Genomic DNA, 17072 nt, shown 5'->3' with positions numbered 1-17072 from the left:
GGAAAATTCCGGAGACCCCCACCAGCAGGAGGACGATCATGGCGGCCGTGCGCGAGCAGCACCCCCCGGCGCGATACGGGCGCTCGGCGGACCAGCGCGCGGACCGCAGGCTGAAGATCGTCGGCGCGGTGCTCGGCGCCCTGCTCATCGGCGTGGTCGGCTGGATCGGCTGGGACTACGTGGGCGGGCAGTCGCTCTCCGCCCAGGTGATCAAGTTCAAGGTCGTCTCGGACACCTCGGTCGAGGTGCACCTCGAAGTGACCAAGGACAAGAAGGCCAAGGGCACCTGCACCCTGCGCGCCCAGGAGACCAGCGGCGACGACGTGGGCCGGGCCGACTTCCGGTTCGACGAGCCGGTCCAGCAGGTCGACAAGGTCGTCACCATCACCACGACGTCCCGGGCGACCGCGGCCGCGCTCGTCGGCTGCCAGTCCGACTGAGCGGCACCGAGGTCCGGCCGCCGGGCCCCGGACGGACACGCCCTGCTCACGCCACTGATCAACGTTGACGACGCACCGGTTCTGACCTGCGTTGATGAAGTTTGAGCGGTTTATGTCCTCCCCCTGGGCCACCTGAATTGTTAGGCTCGTGGTTTCGCCCACCCGTCACGGCACATGCTTGGGGGTAGGGCGATGCTTTGTATTCCCAGTACCGACGAGGAGCACCTGTGACCCAGACCAGCGACAACGTCACCTGGCTGACCCAGGAGGCGTACAACCAGCTCAAGGCGGAGCTGGAGTACCTGTCTGGTCCCGCGCGCACGGAGATCGCCGTCAAGATCGCGGCGGCCCGTGAGGAGGGTGACCTCCGGGAGAACGGCGGGTACCACGCGGCCAAGGAGGAGCAGGGCAAGATGGAGCTCCGGGTGCGCCAGCTGACCCAGCTCCTGGAACACGCCAAGGTCGGCGAGGCCCCCGCCGCCGACGGCGTGGTGGCCCCCGGCATGCTCGTCACCATCGCCTTCGACGGCGACCCGGACGACACCCTGGAGTTCCTGATGGCCTCCCGCGAGTACGCCTCGACCGAGATCGAGACGTACTCGCCGCAGTCGCCGCTCGGCTCGGGCGTGAACGGCAAGAAGGTGGGCGAGGACGCCGAGTACGAGCTGCCCAACGGCAAGAAGGCCTCGGTGAAGATCCTCGCGGCGGTCCCCTTCAACGGCTGACCCCACCGCGACAACACGCCAGGACCCCCGGCCGCGCCCGCGCGCGACCGGGGGTCCTGGCGTTCGGTCAGGCGGTGGCCGAGCGGTACTTGCGGACCGCGAGGGTGCGGAAGACCACGATGATCAGGACCGACCAGGCCAGCGAGGCCCATACCGGGTGCTGCATCGGCCAGGCGCTGGACTCGACCACGCCCGGGTTGCCGAACAGCTTGCGGCAGGCCTGCACCGTGGCGCTGAACGGGTTCCATTCGGCGATGTGGCGCAGCCAGGGCGTCATGCCCGAGGTGTTGACGAACGCGTTGGACACGAAGGTGACGGGGAAGAGCCAGATGAGCCCGCCGGAGGTGGCCGCCTCGGGGGTGCGCACGGACAGCCCGATGAGGGCTCCGATCCAGGAGAACGCGTACCCGAGCAGAAGCAGCAGCGCGAACGCGCCGATCATCTTGGGCACCCCGTTGTGGATGCGCCAGCCCACCAGGAGGGCGACGACCGCGAGGACGACCACGGTGAGCGTCGTCTGCACGAGGTCGGCGAGCGTGCGGCCGGTCAGGACCGCGCCGCGGGCCATCGGCAGCGAACGGAAGCGGTCGATGAGGCCCTTGTGCATGTCGTCGGCGATGCCCGCGCCCGCTCCGGCCGTGGCGAAGGTGACGGTCTGGGCGAAGATGCCGGCCATCAGGAACTCGCGGTAGGCGCCGGCGTTGGTGGTGCCGCCGATGTTGACCGAGCCGCCGAAGACGTAACTGAACAGCACCACGAACATGATGGGCTGAATCAGGCCGAAAATGACCATTTCGGGAATCCGGGTCATCCGGATCAGATTCCGCTTGGCGACAACCAGCGAGTCCCGTACGGACCCCCCGATGCCGCCGCCCGCCCGCGGTGCGGGCGCCGTGCCGGTGAGGGTGCTCACTTCGCGGTCTCCTTGCGTCCCTTGGGGGTGCCGTCGGCGGGCTCGGCGTCGTCGTCCTTCGGGGTCTCGGCCGCGTGTCCGGTCAGCGAGATGAAGACGTCGTCGAGGGTCGGGCGGCGCAGGCCGATGTCGTCGATCTCGACGCCCCTGGTGTCGAGTTCCCGGATGACCTCGGCGAGCAGCTTGGCGCCGCCGGTGACCGGGACGGTGAGCTGCCGGGTGTGTTCCTCGACCTTGACGTCGCCCTTGCCGAAGCCGGCGAGCACCTCGCGGGCCGGGGCCATCTGGTCGTTCTGGTGGACGACGACCTCGACGCGCTCGCCGCCGGTGCGCGCCTTGAGCTGGTCGGAGCTGCCGCGGGCGATGACCTTGCCCTGGTCGACCACGGCGATGTCGTGGGCGAGGCGGTCGGCCTCTTCGAGGTACTGGGTGGTGAGCAGCAGGGTGGTGCCCCCGGCCACCAACTCCTGGATCACTTCCCACAGTTGCTGCCGGTTGCGCGGGTCGAGGCCGGTGGTGGGCTCGTCCATGAACATGACCGGCGGGGAGACGACGAGGGCCGCCGCGAGGTCGAGGCGGCGGCGCATGCCGCCGGAGTACGTCTTGGCGGGGCGGTCGGCGGCGTCGGCGAGGTGGAAGCGGTCGAGCAGTTCGCCGGCGCGGACCTTCGCGGCCTTGGCGTTCATCTGGTAGAGGCGGCCGACCATCTGGAGGTTCTCGCGGCCCGTCAGGTATTCGTCGACGGCCGCGAACTGGCCGGACAGGCCGATGGAGCGGCGGACTTCGTTGGGATGCTTGAGGACGTCGATGCCGGCGACGACCGCGGTGCCGCGGTCGGGCTTGAGCAGGGTGGTCAGGACGCGCACGGTGGTGGTCTTGCCGGCGCCGTTGGGGCCGAGCAGGCCGAGGACCGTGCCCTCCGGGACATCGAGGTCCACGCCGTCCAGAGCCGTTACGTTGCCGAACGTCTTCACCAGGCCTTCGGCGTAGATGGCGCCTGGCATGTGAGTACCCCCAGTGGTGGGTGTGACTTCCTGGACAAATCCTAGATTTTCCGGGCATAGAGCGCCCGGTGGAGCTGCAATCGCGCCACACCATAACGCGATACATCGCGTCCTGTCAGCGGGTCCGGCACGTTCTTCTCGCCCCGCCCGCCCGCACGGACCCGGCCTCAGCCGAGCACGGTGTAGCCCGCCTCCCGCAGCGCCGACGCCACTTCGGCGCAGTGCTCCGGACCCTTCGTCTCCAGGTGCAGTTCGACCTCCACCTCCGTGAGCCCGAGCCGGGGATCGGTCCGTACGTGACTCACGTCCAGCACATTGGCATCGAGCACGGACAGTTCGCCCAGCAGCGAGGCCAGCGCCCCGGGCCGGTCGGTGAGGCGGACGCGCAGCGACAGGTAACGGCCCGCCGCCGACATGCCGTGGCGCAGGATGCGCTGCATCAGGAGCGGGTCGACGTTGCCGCCCGACAGCACCGCCACGACCGGCCCGCGGAACGCCTGGGGATCGCTGAGCAGTGCGGCCACCGGGCTCGCCCCGGCCGGCTCGACGACCAGCTTCGCCCGCTCCAGACAGAGCAGCAGCGCACTGGACAGTTCGTCCTCGGTGACCGTACGCACCTCGTCCACCAGCTCGCTGACCAGCGCGAACGGTATGTCGCCCGGACGTCCGACCTTGATCCCGTCGGCCATCGTGGGCGCGGTGTCGACGGCGACGGGATGTCCGGCGGCGAGCGAGGGCGGGTAGGCGGCGGCTGCCGCCGCCTGGACGCCGACGATCCGCACATCGGGCCGCAGCGCCTTCACCGCGACCGCGATGCCCGCCGCGAGTCCGCCGCCGCCGATGCCGACGACGATGGTGCGCACCTCGGGGCACTGCTCCAGGATCTCCAGGCCCACCGTGCCCTGCCCGGCGATGATGTCCTGGTGGTCGAAGGGGTGGATGAACACCGCCCCCGTCTCGGCCGCGTACGCCTGGGCCGCCGCCAGCGTCTCGTCGACGACCGTGCCGCGCAGGATGACCTCGGCCCCGTAGTGCCGGGTCGCGGCGACCTTGGGCAGCGGGGCGCCCATCGGCATGAACACCGTGGCGTGCACGCCCAGCAGCGACGAGGCGAGCGCCACGCCCTGCGCGTGGTTGCCCGCGCTCGCGGCGACGACCCCGGCCGCCCGCTCCTCGGGACGCAGCCCGGCGATCCGCACGTACGCGCCGCGCAGCTTGAAGGAGCCGGTGCGCTGGAGGTTCTCGCACTTGAGGTGGACCGGCGAGCCGACCAGGGACGAAAGATGGCGCGATCCCTCCATCGCGGTGGCGCGGGCCACGCCCGACAGCATCTTCTGCGCGCCGCGGACGTCATCGAGGATGAGGTGGTGCAGGGGGCCGGACGTACTGAAGCTCATGACCGCAAGTCTCGCAGCTCACGCCCCTCGCGGTCGTGGGGACGGCGGGCGGCCGGGGAGTTGTCCACAGGTTTTCGCACCGCCGGTACGTATGTGCGCCAGGCCGCGTACTCTGTCCCCCACCACACCGACACCCGCACGAGAGAGCCCCGGCCATGCCCCCAGTTCAGGACATGACTCCTCCGCTTGACCCCGGTCTCCTCGATGCCCTCCAGCACGAGGTGGCCGTGTTCGCGCGCCGTGCAGAGCAGACGAGGCTCGGCGGCGTGGGACAGGTCCGCAACTCGATGGACCGGGCCGCGTATCTGCTGCTCAACCGGCTCGACCTGGAAGGGCCGATGGGGGTCAAGGCGCTGGCCGCGGGCATGGGCATCGACTCCTCGACGGTGACCCGCCAGGTCGCGCCGCTCGTCGACACCGGCCTGGTCAAGCGCACCTCGCATCCCGAGGACGGCCGGGCCGTCGTGCTCCAGCTGTCCGCGCGCGGACAGTCCCGCCTCGAAGAGGTGCGCTCCTCGCGGCGCGAGCTGATGGCGCAGGTCACCAAGGGCTGGACGGAGCACGAGCGGGAGTCGTTCTGCACGCTCCTGACGCGCTTCAACTCCGCGCTCTCGGCCCGTCAGGCCGCCGCGCAGGAACCGTCGGCGCCGACCTCTTGACCTGAGGCTCGCGCCTGCCCTCACTATGAGGCCATGCGCGAGCGGCCTTCGATCCGACACCGCCGCCGCACCCGGGAGTTCGAGGCATTCGTGGCGGGCGCGGGAGGCAGACTGCTGCATGCCGCCACGCTGCTCACCGCCGAGTCCCCCGACGCCAATCCGCGGGCCCGGCGGCTGCTGACCGGCGCCCTCGCCGAGACGTACGCCCGCTGGCACCGGCTGCGCGGCGAGGACCCGTACGACAGTGCCCGCCAGGAACTCGCCGCGCGTTTCGCCCGGACCGCCTGGCGCCATCACCGGCCCGCGGTGCCCGGGCTGCCCCGGCCGCCCGCGCAGCCGGGACTGCTCGCGCGGCTGACCCCGCAGGAGCGCCTCATCCTGGTGCTGCGGCTGTACGAGGGGGTCGCCGAGGAGCAGACGGCGGCGCTGGTCGGGCTGCCGGTGGACCGGGTGCGGGCGATCTGCACCCGGGCGGTCACGGCGATGCGCAGCGCCCCGCCGCCGGCCGCTGTCACCGGCCCGAACACGCCCGCCGCCCCCGGCACGGCCCCCGCCCCGGCCGCGCCCGCCGCTCCGGGCCCGCCCGCCGCCCTCGGCGCGGCCGGCGCCAAGTCGGTGGGCCCCACGGGATCGCGGGCTCTCCGGTGAGCGCGCCCGACCGCAAGACCGCCGAGGTCCGCCGGCTGCTCGAAGGCGGCGCCCACCCGGCCGTGCCCGCCGAACTGGCCGCCCAGGCGGTCGAGTTGGGGCTGCGGATGCTCCACAGGCGGCGCGTCGTGCGCCGCCTGCTGTGGCTGCTCCTGGCGGCCGGGGTGATCGTCTTCCTGGTCTGGGCCTCGATGGCCCAGCCGTGGGTGACGCCACCGTCCACGGTGACGCCACCCGTCGACGGGCTCTGACCCCCGTACGGGAGCGAGCCGTCCGCCCCCGCAGAGTCAGGCCAGCGCCTGCTGGAGGTCGGCGAGCAGGTCGTCCGCGTTCTCGATGCCCACCGAGACGCGCACCAGGTCCGCCGGGACTTCGAGGGCGGAACCCGCGACGCTGGCGTGCGTCATGCGGCCGGGGTGCTCGATCAGCGACTCGACGCCGCCGAGCGACTCGCCGAGCGTGAACAGCTTCGTCCGGTTGCAGACCTCCACCGCCGCCTGCTCGCCGCCCTGGACGCGGAAGGAGACCATGCCGCCGAAGGCCCGCATCTGCTTGGCCGCGACGTCGTGGCCCGGGTGCTCGGGCAGCCCCGGGTACAGGACGTGGGAGACCTTGGCGTGCCGGGACAGCATCTCGGCGACCCTGCCCGCGTTCTCGCTGTGCCGGTCCATGCGGACGGGGAGCGTCTTGATGCCGCGCAGCACCAGCCAGGAGTCGAAGGGGCCGGCGACCGCGCCCATCGCGTTCTGGTGGTACGCCAACTCCTCGCCGATCTCGGCCGAGTTGGCGATCAGCGCGCCGCCCACCACGTCGGAGTGCCCGCCCATGTACTTCGTCAGCGAGTGCACCACGACGTCCGCGCCGAGCGAGAGCGGCTGCTGGAGGTAGGGGCTCGCGAAGGTGTTGTCCACGACGAGCTTGGCGCCGGCGGCGGAGGCGACCTCGGCGACGGCCGCGATGTCGGTGATGCCGAGCAGCGGGTTGGAGGGCGTCTCGACCCAGACGACCTTGGTGCGCTCGGTGATCGCCTCGCGCACCGCGGCCGGGTCGGAGGTGTCGGCCACGGACCACTCCACGCCCCAGCGCGAGACGACCTTCGCGAACAGGCGGAAGGTGCCGCCGTAGGCGTCGTTCGGGATCACCACGTGGTCGCCGGGCGCGAGCAGCGTACGCAGCAGGCAGTCCTCGGCGGCGAGGCCCGAGGCGAAGGCCAGACCGCGGCGGCCGCCTTCCAGGGCCGCCAGGTTCTCTTCGAGGGCGGTCCGCGTCGGGTTGGCGCTGCGGCTGTACTCGTAGCCGCCGCGCAGCCCGCCGACGCCGTCCTGCTTGTACGTGGAGACCTGGTAGATCGGGGGTACGACCGCGCCGGTCAGCGGATCCGCGGTGTTGCCGGCGTGGATCGCGATGGTCTCGAAGCTCTTGTCGAGGTGCTCGTGGCTCATGGGTCCAGAGCCTAGTTCGTCGGCTCGCCGGGTTCGTCATATCCGGGCGCCGTCTGGTTCGCTGGAGGACATGGAGATTCTGTGGACCCTGCTCGCGCTGTGCATGCTCGTCGCGATCCTCAGCCGGTTCGTGTTCCGCCGGGGCGCCGGCGGCATCCGGCTCTCGCGCCCGGGCGCACCCGACGCGGCGGACCCGTCGGCGTACGGCTTCGCGCTCCAGGAGGAGCTCGACGTGCGGCTGCCCGGGCCCGACCAGGACCTCCTCGACGTGCTGGCGGTCGTGCAGCAGACTCAGGACCACAAGCCCGCCCAGCGGCTGCTCGCCGAGACGCCCAAGGAGGGTGAGCGCCGGTGGCAGCGCGTGCAGGCCTTCGCGGGCGCGGCCTCGCTCGAACTGGCCCAGCGCCCCGGTGTGGGCGGGGCCTGGCTGCGCTCCTGGCGCTCGGAGGCGCCCAAGGACGCGGGCGGGGCGCAGGTGCACGCCGAGTTCCTGGTCCAGCAGGCCTGGCGGTCCTCGTCGGCGGGCCGGGACGACTTCCGCATCATCCTGGAGGAGGCCCGCTCGCTCTGCGCCGAGGCCGCACTGCTCGCGCCGGGCGACCCGGTCCCGTACGTCGTCGAACTCGCGGTCGCGCGCGGACTCGCCTACCCCCGGCCGGAGTTCGACCGCCTGTGGGCCGCCGTGCTCGACCGCGCCCCGCACCACATGGGCGCGCATCTGGCGGCCCTGCACTACCACTGCGAGAAGTGGCACGGTTCGCGGGCGCAGGCCGACGAGTTCGCGACGGCCGCCGCCGCCCGCGCCCCGAAGGGCTCCCTGCTCTCGGCGCTGCCGCTCTTCGCGCTCCACGAGCACGTCCCGGACGTGGTCCTGGTCAGCGACTTCCACCGCACGGCGGTGGTGAGCCGCGCGATGGAGGGCGCCCTGCACGCCGTCCACCAGGCCCGCCCGGACGACCCGGTGCTGCCGCTGGTCCGCCATCTGCTGGTCTCCTTCCTGGTGCGCGCGGAGCGCTGGGCCGAGGCGATGGAGCAGTTCGTGGCCCTGGACGGCCATGTGGGCGCGCTGCCCTGGACGCTCACGGAGGATCCGGCGGCGAGCTACACCCTGTGCCGGGCCCTGGCGGTGGCCGGTTACGAGGCGAACGGCGGCAGCCCCGCGACGCTGCACAGGCCGTAGGGCACGGCCGGGCGTCCCCGGAATCTCCGGGCGCCCCCGTGCGTTCCCCCTAGGCATCCACCCTTCCTTCCGAGGAGCCCCGATGATCTTCGGCCGCCGTACGCCCGAGCTGCCCACCCCCGAGCAGGCCCTCAAGGGACGCCCGGAGCCCGAATTCACCCTGCCCTCCCGGCACACGGTCCTGGGCAACCCCCTGGCCGGCCCCTACCCCGAGGGCTTCGAGGTCGCGGACTTCGCGATGGGCTGTTTCTGGGGCGCCGAGCGCAAGTTCTGGCAGACCCCCGGGGTCTGGACGACGCTGGCCGGCTACCAGGGCGGCAGCACCGAGAACCCGGCGTACGAGGAGGTCTGCTCGGGCCTGACCGGGCACACCGAGGCGGTCCGGGTGGTGTTCGACCCGGCGGTGGTCTCCTACGAGCAGCTCCTGAAGGTGTTCTGGGAGAACCACGACCCGACGCAGGGCTTCCGCCAGGGCAACGACGTGGGCACGCAGTACCGCTCCGCGATCCACACCCACACCCCCGCCCAGGCCGCCACGGCCCAGGCCTCCCGCGATGCCTACCAGAGCGTGCTGACGGCCTCGGGCCACGGCACCATCACCACGGAGCTGCTGCCCGCGGAAGGCCGCCCGTTCTACCCCGCCGAGCCGTACCACCAGCAGTACCTGGACAAGAACCCGGCGGGCTACTGCGGGATCGGCGGCACCGGCGTCTCCTGCCCGATCGGCGTGGCCAAGGCGTAGGGCGCCCCTGGGCTTCCTGGAGTACGGCCGCCCCGTGCAGGGGTGACGTTGCGCGTGGGACGGCCGGACGGCGGGCCGGATCGGGGCTCAATGGCCCCCGACAGCGATCCGGCCCGAAAGGCGGCAGACATGAGCGATCCCAGGACCACGATGGGCGACCCGGTGCATCTGGCACTCCCCCACGCGCCCCCGCAGCCCGCGAAGGGGTGCCGGGTCTGCGCGGAGCTGGTCGTACGACGGCGTGCGGCGTGGCAGCGCGGTGACCTCTCGGCGGCGACCGACGCCAGCGTCGCCATCCGCCACCACCCCCACCGGGGCCGCCACCGCCTCTGAGACCCCGATATTCGCTGGCTCGCCCGGCCCGGGCGGGCCAGGCTCAGCACATGGAAGAGCCATCGGCCCGGCACCGGATCCGCGCCCTGCACACCCCGTCCACCATCACCGTCTACCAGGCGTACGACCCGGCGATCGGGCTGCCCGCCGCCCGGGACGGGCGGTTTCCCGCGGCCTGGAAGCGGGAGCGGATGACCTGGGTCAAGCCGTCGTTCCTGTGGATGATGTACCGCTCGGGCTGGGGCACCAAGGAGGGGCAGCGGACCGTGCTGGCCGTCGACATACGGCGGGACGGGTTCGACTGGGCGCTCGCCCATGCCTGCCTGTCGCAGTACGAGCGCGAGGTCGGCGAACCGGCCTTCTGGAAGCGGGAGTTGAGGCGTGCGCCGGCCAGGGTGCAGTGGGACCCCGAGCGTGACCTGCACCTGCGGCCCCTGCCGTACCGCTCGCTCCAGCTCGGCCTCGCCGGGGAGGCGGTGCGGCGGTACGCGGACGAGTGGATCGTCGGCATCCGCGATGTGACCCCGCTCGCCCACCGCGTGCACGCCCTCGTACGCGACGGCCGCCTCGACGCCGCCCGCACCTTGCTGCCCGTGGAGCGGGTCTACTCCGGGCTCCCGGCCGCCGCGTAGGCGGGAGCCCCCTCCCGCCCAGCGGCTCCGTTCGGGTTCTACACCGACGACGCCGCCCGCAGCATCGCGGCCGTTCGAGCCGGGTCGTACGCCGGGCCCACGCCGTCCACCAGGACCAGGTCACCGGGAATGTGGTCGGCGCGCAGCGGGATCAGGGCCTGGTAGTCCGGCGAGTCGTACCAGGCCCGGGCCTTGTCCATCGTCGGGAACTCGATGATCACGAGCGCGTGGGGCCACTCCCCCTCGCGGACGTCCAGCGGCGCGTTGTGGACCAGGAAACGGCCGCCGAAGGGATCCAGGGTGGACTGGATGCGCTCCATGTACACGAAGACGTCCTCGTGCGGCGGACGCCCACCGGCCGGGCGGAGGTTGGCGATGGCGTAGGCGGTCATGGGGTCCTCCCGGTGGTCGGTGCCGTGCTCGCTTGCGAACGGTCCGATCGTGCCCGGGGCCGCCGGGCCGGGTCGATTACCTCCGGGGTAAGGGCGCGGGGACCACGCGGGCCCGGGCAGGGGAACGGCCCCGGAGGCGGGGGTCCTCAGGGGCCGTTCGGGCGGGGCGGTGGGGTCAGATCGTCGCGGTGTCGATCACGAAGCGGTAGCGCACGTCGCTGGCCTGGACCCGCTCGTACGCCTCGTTGATCTGGTCCGCGCGGATCAGCTCGATCTCGGCGCCCAGGTGGTGCTCGGCGCAGAAGTCGAGCATCTCCTGCGTCTCGGCGATGCTGCCGATCATCGAACCGGCCAGGATCTTGTTGCCGCCGATGAGGCCGAACATGTTGAGCGAGTTCGGCTCCTCGGGGGCGCCCACGTTCACGAACGCCCCGCCGGTCTTGAGCAGCGCGAGGTAGGCGCCCAGGTCGAGAGGGGCGGAGACGGTGGAGACGATGAGGTCGAAGGTGCCCGCGAGACGCTTGAAGGTCTCCTCGTCGCTGGTCGCGTAGTAGTGGTCGGCGCCCAGCTTGAGGCCGTCGTCCTGCTTGCGCAGCGTCTGGCTGAGCACGGTCACCTCGGCGCCCATGGCGTGTGCGATCTTCACGCCCATGTGGCCGAGGCCGCCGAGCCCGAGGATGGCGACCTTCCGGCCGGGGCCGGCCTGCCAGCGCTTGAGCGGCGAGTACAGGGTGATGCCGGCGCACAGCAGCGGGGCCGCCACGTCCAGCGCGATGCCGTCGGGGATGCGCAGGGTGTGGTCGGCGTCCACGACGATGTGGGTGGAGTAGCCGCCGTAGGCGGGCTTGCCGTCCCGGCCGATCGAGTTGTACGTCGAGACGCCGTCCTGGCAGAACTGGTTCTGGCCGGACGTGCAGGCCTCGCAGACGCCGCAGGAGTCGACGAAGCAGCCGACGCCGGCGCGGTCACCGACCCGGAACGCGGTGACTGCCGAGCCGACCTCGGTGATCACACCGGCTATCTCGTGGCCGGGCACCATCGGGAAGATGGCCTCGCCCCAGCCCTCGGTGGCCTGGTGGATGTCGGAGTGGCAGATTCCGGCGTACTTGATCTCGATGAGCACGTCGTTCGGGCCCACCGGGCGGCGCTCGATGGTGGTGCGCTCCAGGGGAGCCTTGGCGGCGGGGGCTGCGTAGGCGGCGACGGTGGTCATGTGCCGGTCTCCTCAGATCTTCGGGGTACGCGTCCAGGGTGCCCCGGTTCTCCCTGGTCACCCAGGCCCCTGTTCTGCCTACGACCAGCGTGCGTACCACTGACAGGGTCAGGCTCCGGGTCGTACGACCGGGTCGGGGGTCGCGGATACTGGGGTGTCATGGACCAGCGTGCCGAACTCAGCGAATTCCTCCGCTCCCGCCGGGCCCGCCTGAAGCCGGAGGACGTGGGGCTGCCCGACCACGGGCGGCACCGCCGGGTGCCGGGGCTGCGCCGGGAGGAGCTGGCGCAGCTGGCCGGGGTGTCGGTGGCGTACTACACGCGTCTTGAGCAGGGCAACGCGCAGAACGTCTCGGTGGAGGTCCTGGAGGCGATCGGGCGGGCGCTGCGCCTGAACGACATCGAGCAGGACCATCTGACCCACGTGGCCAAGGGCAAGGCGAAGAAGAAGCGCGCCTCGGCCGGGCGCGGCCAGCAGGTGCGCCCGGCGCTGCAGCAGCTGATCGACGCGATGGAGGGCGTGCCCGCGTACGTCGTCGGCGCGCGCCTCGACATCCTCGGCTGGAACCGCATGGCGGCGGCGCTGTTCGGTGACATGTCCCAACTGCCGCGCCAGGAACGCAACTTGGCACGCCAGGTCTTCCTCGACCCGGCCGCGCGCTCGCTGTACGTCGACTGGCACGCCAAGGCCGTCGACACCGTGAGCGTGCTGCGGCTGTGCGCGGGCTGCTATCCGGACGACCCTCAACTGACCGCGCTGATCGGCGAGTTGTCGGTCAAGTGCGAGGACTTCCGCATGCTGTGGGCGGACCACACCGTGGCGGACAAGGGGCACGGCGTGAAGCGGCTGCGGCATCCGGTGGTGGGCGAGCTGACGCTCGCGTACGAGACGCTGAAGCTGCCGGACGCGCACGACCTGTCCCTGATCACCTTCCACGCCGAGCCGGGCTCGGCGTCGGAGGAGTCGCTGCGGCTGCTCGGCAGCTGGAGCGCCGAGCAGCCGGTGCGCAGGCCCGAGGGGCACACGGCCTGACACGAACGCCGCCCGGGGCCCCGAAGGGCTCCCGGGCGGCGCGCGGTGCGGGTGGCGGCGGATCAGACGGCGGAGCCGGCCTTCCACTGCGCCCAGCTCATGTTCCAGCCGTTGAGGCCGTTGTCGGGCTGGACCGTCTTGTCGTGCGAGTTCTTGACGATCACGATGTCACCGGTGATCGAGTTGTTGTAGAACCAGGCGGCGGAGGTGCCGTCGTCACCCGCGCCCTTGGTGTCGGACAGGCCGACGCAGCCGTGGCTGGTGTTGGCGCTGCCGAAGATGGACTTGGCGCCCCAGTAGTTGCCGTGGATGAAGGTGCCGGAGGCGGACAGGCGCATGGCGTGCGGCACGTCCTTGATGTCGTACTCGCCCTTGCCGTCGTCGTCCGTGAAGCCGACCGTGGCGCCGTTCATCCGGGTCTCCTTGTACTTCTCGGAGATCACCATCTGGCCGTTGTAGGTCGGGTGCTCGGGGGAGCCCGCGGAGATCGGGATGGACTTCACGACCTTGCCGTCCTGGGTGACGGTCATGGTGTGGGTGTTGGCGTCGACGGTGGAGACCTGGTTGCGGCCGATCTTGAAGGTGACCGTCTTCTCCTGGACTCCGGTGATCCCGTTGGCGCCCTGGACGCCGTCCAGGTCCATCTTCATGGTGACGGTCGAGTTCTCCTTCCAGTAGTCCTGCGGGCGGAAGTCCAGGCGCTGTGCGCCGAACCAGTGCCCGACGACCTCCTGGCCGCTGCTGGAGGAGACGGTGATCTTCGCCTGGACGTCCTTCTTGTTGGTGATCGCCTTGTCGAAGTTGATCGACACCGGCATGCCCACGCCGACGGTGGAGCCGTCCTCGGGCGTGAAGTTGCCTATGAAGCTGTTCTTCGGCGAGACGGTGCTGAAGGAGGTGTTCTCGTGCGCCTGGCGCCCCTTGGCGTCCGTCGCGGTCGCGGTGATCTTGTACGTCGCGGACCGCTTCAGGGGCTTGTCGGGCGCCCAGCTCAGCCCGTCGGCGGATATCCGGCCGGCGACCTTGGCGCCCTCGGACGAGGTGAGCGTCACATCGGTCAGCTTGCCGTCGGCGACGGTGACCTTGGTGTCGTTGTTGATGCCGACGTTGGCGGCGCCGTTCTTGGGCGTGATGGTGATCTTGGCGTCCGAGGTGTCCTTCTCGGCGGCCTTGTCCGCCGCCGCCTGCGCCGAGGACGAGCTGTCGGCCTTGGCACCCTTGTCGCCGTCGCCGTTGCAGGCAGAAAGGACCAGTACGCCGCCGAGCACCGCGCACGCCGCCGCGAGACCCTGCTTGCGCCGCTTACTCTCCGTCTTCACACGCTTCTCCATCGTCGCCGTCCCCCCACGTCATCACGTCTAGAACATCAGACTGCTCGATCCGGTTCCGCAGTGGGGGTGAATGTGGGGCACACCACGCGTCCGAGGACGGGACGGGGCGGGACGGACAAGATCACCGAAAGGTGCCGTCCGCCCGCTCCGACCCCCGTCCCCGGTCCACCCGGCGAACCCGTTCCGTGGTCGTCCTCCGCCGTGGCCGGCCGTGGTGGCGGCCGGCCCGGCCGGTGCGGTCAGTCCTCGTCGTTGCTGTCTTCCTCGTCCACGTCCCACTCCTCGTCGTCGGGGTCGTAGCCGACGCGCTCGCTGCTCCACGAGGCCTGGACCAGCTCCGCGCCCGGCAGCGCCTCCACCAGGTCGACCGGGTCGACCAGGTAGGCGAGGGCCTCCGCTCCGTCTTCCCGTACCGCGGCCTCGGCATGCGTACGTTCCTCGGGCCGCATGGCCGGGTCCTCGGCGATGCGGGCGAGGGCGGCCTCGGCCAACTCGCCCGCGTCCTCGATCTCCAGGACCAAATCGACGCGCAGGCGCACATACCGTGATGTCTCTTCTTCGCTCATGCGGGGAGCGTAGGGCTCCGGCGGGCCGCGACTTTCCCACGACCCGCTGCTTTCACTAGCATCAGCGCATCCCGCCAATTCGACGTACTCGCAAGGGGATCGCTCACTTGTCCGTCGCTCGTCGTCCCCTGCTCACCGCCACGGCGGCGGGGACTCTGCTCTGCGCCCTGTGGTTCGTTCCGTCCGCCAACGCCACGGACGAGCACCACTCTTCGGCGCCCCCCGCGCGCTCCGCGTACCGCGCCGCTCCCGCCCCCGCCGAGGGCCCCCTCGCCCTCGCGGACACCGGCGGCGCGGACACCTCCCCCTATCTGGTCGGCGGCACGCTGTTCCTGGGCCTGGGGGCGGGGTTCGTCGTGTACTCGGTGCGCAGATCGCGCCTCTGCTGACCGCGGCGCCCGCCAACAGGCCGTATCCGTACGGAGGTTGAGGGCGTCGGCGGCATCCGCACGAAGGGCCGCCCGGGACGTGATGTCCCGGGCGGCCCTTCGTCGTGACGGGGTGGCTCAGGCGAGCGGGCCCGTCACCGGCTCGACGGCGGCCACCAGCCTGCCCTCGCGCACGAAGGCGTCGGCGGCGGCCAGGTCGGGGGCGAGGAAGCGGTCGGGGCCGGGGCCCTGGACGCCGGCCGCGCGGGCCGCGGCGATGGCGGCCTGCGAGGCGGGCGCCGGGGTGAGGCCCTTGCGCAGCTCGATGCCGCGGGTCGCCGCGTACAGCTCGACGGCGATGATGCGGGTCAGGTTGTCGACGGAGGTGCGCAGCTTGCGCGCGGCCGACCAGCCCATGGAGACGTGGTCCTCCTGCATGGCGGAGGACGGGATGGAGTCGGCGGAGGCGGGTACCGCGAGCCGCTTCATCTCGCTGACCAGGGCGGCCTGGGTGTACTGGGCGATCATCAGGCCCGAGTCCACGCCGGCGTCGTCGGCCAGGAACGGCGGCAGGCCGTGGCTGCGGTTCTTGTCGAGCAGGCGGTCGGTGCGGCGCTCGGCGATCGAGCCGAGGTCGGCGGCGACGATGGCCAGGAAGTCCAGGACGTAGGCGACCGGGGCGCCGTGGAAGTTGCCGTTGGACTCCACGCGGCCGTCGGGAAGCACCACCGGGTTGTCGACGGCGGCGGCCAGCTCGCGCTCGGCGACGGTCAGGGCGTACGCGATGGTGTCGCGGCCGGCGCCGTTGACCTGGGGGGCGCAGCGCACCGAATACGCGTCCTGGACGCGCGGCGCCTCCTCCTCCTGGAAATGGCCCGTGAGCCCCGAACCCTCCAGCACGGCCAGCATGTTGGCGGCGGACGCGCCCTGGCCGGGGTGGGGGCGGATGGCGTGCAGCTCGGGCGCGAGGACCTTGTCGGTGCCGAGGAGCGCTTCGAGGGACAGGGCCGCCGTGATGTCGGCGGAGGTGTAGAGCTTCTTCAGGTCGGCGATGGCCATGCACAGCATGCCGAGCATGCCGTCGGTGCCGTTGAGGAGGGCGAGGCCCTCCTTCTCGCGCAGCTCGACCGGCTCGATGCCGGCCGCGGCGAGCAGCTCGCCTGCGGGCTTCACGACACCGTCGGGGCCCTCCGCGTCGCCCTCGCCCATCAGGGTCAGGGCGCAGTGCGACAGCGGCGCGAGGTCGCCGGAGCAGCCGAGCGAGCCGTACTCGTGGACGACCGGGGTGATGCCCGCGTTGAGCACGTCGGCCATGGTCTGCGCGACGGAGGGGCGCACTCCCGTGTGGCCGGAGGCCACGGTCTTCAGGCGCAGGAACATCAGCGCGCGCACGACCTCGCGCTCCACGCGCGGACCCATGCCGGCGGCGTGCGAGCGCACGATGTTGCGCTGGAGCTGGGCGCGGAGTTCGGGGCTGATGTGCCGGGAGGCCAGGGCACCGAAGCCGGTGGAGACGCCGTACACCGGCTCCGGCTTGGCGGCCAGCGCGTCGACGATCTCGCGCGCCCGGGCCAGGGCGGCGAGCGCCTCCGCGGAGAGCTCGACCTTCGCGTTGGCGCGGGCCACGGCGATGACGTCCTCGGGGGTGGTCCCGGAGGTCCCCACCACGACAGTGTGCATATCCATATTCAGCACCCTACGGATTGAATCCCCTCATGTCACTAGCTGAGCACCCACCCGGACCGGGCCGACCCGACCACCCTCCGGGGCTCCGCCCCGGGCCCCGGGGGCGCTTGCCCACCCGCCCGCCCGTGCAGGGGGTCGGATAGGCCCGGCCCCTGGGGGTTTGCCCCAGACCCCCGGGGGTTTGCCCGCCCACCCGCCCGTGCGGGGGGTTGGAGGGTTCGGCCCCTGGGGCTGCGCCCCAGACCCACTGAGGGGCTCCGCCCCTCGAACCCCGGCGGGGGCTCCGCCCCCTGCACCCCTGCTCGGGGCTCCGCCCCGAACCCCGATCGCGCCTGAACGGCGCTCGTCCTCAAACGCCGGACGGGCTGA

General features: G+C 71.8%; 20 protein-coding genes. 11 read left to right on the top strand and 9 right to left on the bottom strand.

Going from position 1 to position 17072, the window contains the following annotated elements; genetic code table 11:
* The first annotated feature begins 38 nt into the window (after window positions 1-38).
* Both ACGF3I_RS34070 and greA read left to right on the top strand, forming a co-directional pair.
* Window positions 39-440, top strand: a complete 402-nt coding sequence (locus ACGF3I_RS34070) for a DUF4307 domain-containing protein (protein ID WP_393139002.1) — start codon at window positions 39-41, stop codon at window positions 438-440.
* Window positions 441-667: 227 nt separating this feature from the next.
* A complete protein-coding gene (gene greA / locus ACGF3I_RS34065) occupies window positions 668-1165 on the top strand; it encodes a transcription elongation factor GreA (protein WP_100574820.1) in 498 nt (165 codons plus the stop codon).
* Window positions 1166-1232: 67 nt separating this feature from the next.
* Here the strand turns inward: greA and ACGF3I_RS34060 are convergent, their stop codons facing one another.
* The 3 genes from ACGF3I_RS34060 to ilvA form a co-directional block, all read right to left on the bottom strand.
* Window positions 1233-2078: an ABC transporter permease gene (locus ACGF3I_RS34060; protein ID WP_393139000.1), complete on the bottom strand. Its 846-nt coding sequence runs from the start codon at window positions 2076-2078 to the stop codon at window positions 1233-1235.
* A complete protein-coding gene (locus tag ACGF3I_RS34055; RefSeq protein WP_393138998.1) occupies window positions 2075-3082 on the bottom strand; it encodes an ATP-binding cassette domain-containing protein in 1008 nt (335 codons plus the stop codon). Before ACGF3I_RS34055 ends, ACGF3I_RS34060 begins: the two co-directional genes overlap by 4 nt.
* 167 nt (window positions 3083-3249) lie before the next feature.
* A complete protein-coding gene (gene ilvA / locus ACGF3I_RS34050) occupies window positions 3250-4479 on the bottom strand; it encodes a threonine ammonia-lyase (RefSeq protein WP_393138996.1) in 1230 nt (409 codons plus the stop codon).
* A gap of 155 nt (window positions 4480-4634) precedes the next feature.
* Here ilvA and ACGF3I_RS34045 point away from each other — a divergent pair, with 155 nt between their 5' ends.
* Genes ACGF3I_RS34045 through ACGF3I_RS34035 form a run of 3 tightly spaced genes read left to right on the top strand, consistent with a single transcriptional unit; the run spans window position 4635 to window position 6037 of the window.
* Window positions 4635-5138, top strand: a complete 504-nt coding sequence (locus tag ACGF3I_RS34045) for a MarR family winged helix-turn-helix transcriptional regulator (protein WP_393138994.1) — start codon at window positions 4635-4637, stop codon at window positions 5136-5138.
* A gap of 33 nt (window positions 5139-5171) precedes the next feature.
* On the top strand, window positions 5172-5786 hold the full coding sequence (locus tag ACGF3I_RS34040) for a sigma factor-like helix-turn-helix DNA-binding protein (RefSeq protein ID WP_393138992.1): 615 nt from the start codon (window positions 5172-5174) through the stop codon (window positions 5784-5786).
* The gene (locus ACGF3I_RS34035) at window positions 5783-6037 is read left to right on the top strand and encodes a hypothetical protein (RefSeq protein WP_393138990.1); all 255 of its coding nucleotides are present in this window, start codon (window positions 5783-5785) and stop codon (window positions 6035-6037) included. Before ACGF3I_RS34040 ends, ACGF3I_RS34035 begins: the two co-directional genes overlap by 4 nt.
* A 36-nt stretch (window positions 6038-6073) precedes the next feature.
* Here the strand turns inward: ACGF3I_RS34035 and ACGF3I_RS34030 are convergent, their stop codons facing one another.
* Complete coding sequence (locus ACGF3I_RS34030; RefSeq protein WP_393138988.1) at window positions 6074-7228, bottom strand: cystathionine gamma-synthase; 1155 nt, start codon at window positions 7226-7228, stop codon at window positions 6074-6076.
* A 70-nt stretch (window positions 7229-7298) separates the two neighbouring features.
* Here ACGF3I_RS34030 and ACGF3I_RS34025 point away from each other — a divergent pair, with 70 nt between their 5' ends.
* The 4 genes from ACGF3I_RS34025 (at window position 7299) to ACGF3I_RS34010 (ending at window position 10115) form a co-directional block, all read left to right on the top strand.
* Window positions 7299-8408, top strand: coding sequence for a hypothetical protein (locus ACGF3I_RS34025; RefSeq protein WP_393138987.1), 1110 nt, complete (start codon window positions 7299-7301; stop codon window positions 8406-8408).
* A gap of 82 nt (window positions 8409-8490) precedes the next feature.
* On the top strand, window positions 8491-9150 hold the full coding sequence (gene msrA / locus ACGF3I_RS34020) for a peptide-methionine (S)-S-oxide reductase MsrA (protein WP_393138985.1): 660 nt from the start codon (window positions 8491-8493) through the stop codon (window positions 9148-9150).
* Window positions 9151-9279: 129 nt separating this feature from the next.
* The gene (locus ACGF3I_RS34015) at window positions 9280-9483 is read left to right on the top strand and encodes a hypothetical protein (RefSeq protein ID WP_393138983.1); all 204 of its coding nucleotides are present in this window, start codon (window positions 9280-9282) and stop codon (window positions 9481-9483) included.
* A 50-nt stretch (window positions 9484-9533) separates the two neighbouring features.
* Entirely contained in the window at window positions 9534-10115 is a 582-nt protein-coding gene (locus ACGF3I_RS34010) for a DUF4291 domain-containing protein (protein WP_393138981.1), read from the top strand.
* Between the two features lie 38 nt (window positions 10116-10153).
* Here ACGF3I_RS34010 and ACGF3I_RS34005 read toward each other — a convergent pair whose 3' ends face one another.
* Window positions 10154-10507, bottom strand: coding sequence for a DUF1330 domain-containing protein (locus ACGF3I_RS34005; protein ID WP_393138979.1), 354 nt, complete (start codon window positions 10505-10507; stop codon window positions 10154-10156).
* Window positions 10508-10682: 175 nt separating this feature from the next.
* Window positions 10683-11720, bottom strand: coding sequence for an NAD(P)-dependent alcohol dehydrogenase (locus ACGF3I_RS34000; protein WP_393138977.1), 1038 nt, complete (start codon window positions 11718-11720; stop codon window positions 10683-10685).
* Window positions 11721-11879: 159 nt separating this feature from the next.
* Here ACGF3I_RS34000 and ACGF3I_RS33995 point away from each other — a divergent pair, with 159 nt between their 5' ends.
* Window positions 11880-12752, top strand: coding sequence for a helix-turn-helix domain-containing protein (locus tag ACGF3I_RS33995; protein WP_393138975.1), 873 nt, complete (start codon window positions 11880-11882; stop codon window positions 12750-12752).
* A 62-nt stretch (window positions 12753-12814) separates the two neighbouring features.
* Here the strand turns inward: ACGF3I_RS33995 and ACGF3I_RS33990 are convergent, their stop codons facing one another.
* On the bottom strand, window positions 12815-14083 hold the full coding sequence (locus ACGF3I_RS33990) for an Ig-like domain-containing protein (protein WP_393138973.1): 1269 nt from the start codon (window positions 14081-14083) through the stop codon (window positions 12815-12817).
* A gap of 239 nt (window positions 14084-14322) precedes the next feature.
* Entirely contained in the window at window positions 14323-14649 is a 327-nt protein-coding gene (locus ACGF3I_RS33985; protein ID WP_393138971.1) for a hypothetical protein, read from the bottom strand.
* A 107-nt stretch (window positions 14650-14756) separates the two neighbouring features.
* On the opposite strand from ACGF3I_RS33985, the gene ACGF3I_RS33980 reads away from it, so the two are divergent.
* On the top strand, window positions 14757-15038 hold the full coding sequence (locus tag ACGF3I_RS33980; protein ID WP_393138969.1) for an LPXTG cell wall anchor domain-containing protein: 282 nt from the start codon (window positions 14757-14759) through the stop codon (window positions 15036-15038).
* A 117-nt stretch (window positions 15039-15155) separates the two neighbouring features.
* On the opposite strand, the gene hutH is transcribed toward ACGF3I_RS33980, so the two are convergent.
* A complete protein-coding gene (hutH, locus tag ACGF3I_RS33975) occupies window positions 15156-16697 on the bottom strand; it encodes a histidine ammonia-lyase (RefSeq protein ID WP_393139019.1) in 1542 nt (513 codons plus the stop codon).
* Window positions 16698-17072: the final 375 nt, after the last annotated feature.

This window comes from Streptomyces sp. NPDC048111, from assembly GCF_043202815.1.
Classification (GTDB): domain Bacteria; phylum Actinomycetota; class Actinomycetes; order Streptomycetales; family Streptomycetaceae; genus Streptomyces.
This window is presented reverse-complemented; position numbering and strand designations above follow the sequence as displayed.

Coding starts and splice junctions, on each gene's coding strand:
- ACGF3I_RS34040 (WP_393138992.1), top strand. CDS start 5,172: ATGCGCGAGCGGCCTTCGATCCGACACCGCCGCCGCACCCGGGAGTTC.
- ACGF3I_RS34030 (WP_393138988.1), bottom strand. CDS start 7,228: ATGAGCCACGAGCACCTCGACAAGAGCTTCGAGACCATCGCGATCCAC.
- msrA (WP_393138985.1), top strand. CDS start 8,491: ATGATCTTCGGCCGCCGTACGCCCGAGCTGCCCACCCCCGAGCAGGCC.
- ACGF3I_RS34025 (WP_393138987.1), top strand. CDS start 7,299: ATGGAGATTCTGTGGACCCTGCTCGCGCTGTGCATGCTCGTCGCGATC.
- ACGF3I_RS34010 (WP_393138981.1), top strand. CDS start 9,534: ATGGAAGAGCCATCGGCCCGGCACCGGATCCGCGCCCTGCACACCCCG.
- ACGF3I_RS34055 (WP_393138998.1), bottom strand. CDS start 3,082: ATGCCAGGCGCCATCTACGCCGAAGGCCTGGTGAAGACGTTCGGCAAC.
- ACGF3I_RS33985 (WP_393138971.1), bottom strand. CDS start 14,649: ATGAGCGAAGAAGAGACATCACGGTATGTGCGCCTGCGCGTCGATTTG.
- hutH (WP_393139019.1), bottom strand. CDS start 16,697: ATGCACACTGTCGTGGTGGGGACCTCCGGGACCACCCCCGAGGACGTC.
- ACGF3I_RS34070 (WP_393139002.1), top strand. CDS start 39: ATGGCGGCCGTGCGCGAGCAGCACCCCCCGGCGCGATACGGGCGCTCG.
- ACGF3I_RS33990 (WP_393138973.1), bottom strand. CDS start 14,083: ATGGAGAAGCGTGTGAAGACGGAGAGTAAGCGGCGCAAGCAGGGTCTC.
- ilvA (WP_393138996.1), bottom strand. CDS start 4,479: ATGAGCTTCAGTACGTCCGGCCCCCTGCACCACCTCATCCTCGATGAC.
- ACGF3I_RS34015 (WP_393138983.1), top strand. CDS start 9,280: ATGAGCGATCCCAGGACCACGATGGGCGACCCGGTGCATCTGGCACTC.
- ACGF3I_RS34000 (WP_393138977.1), bottom strand. CDS start 11,720: ATGACCACCGTCGCCGCCTACGCAGCCCCCGCCGCCAAGGCTCCCCTG.
- ACGF3I_RS34005 (WP_393138979.1), bottom strand. CDS start 10,507: ATGACCGCCTACGCCATCGCCAACCTCCGCCCGGCCGGTGGGCGTCCG.
- ACGF3I_RS33995 (WP_393138975.1), top strand. CDS start 11,880: ATGGACCAGCGTGCCGAACTCAGCGAATTCCTCCGCTCCCGCCGGGCC.
- ACGF3I_RS34045 (WP_393138994.1), top strand. CDS start 4,635: ATGCCCCCAGTTCAGGACATGACTCCTCCGCTTGACCCCGGTCTCCTC.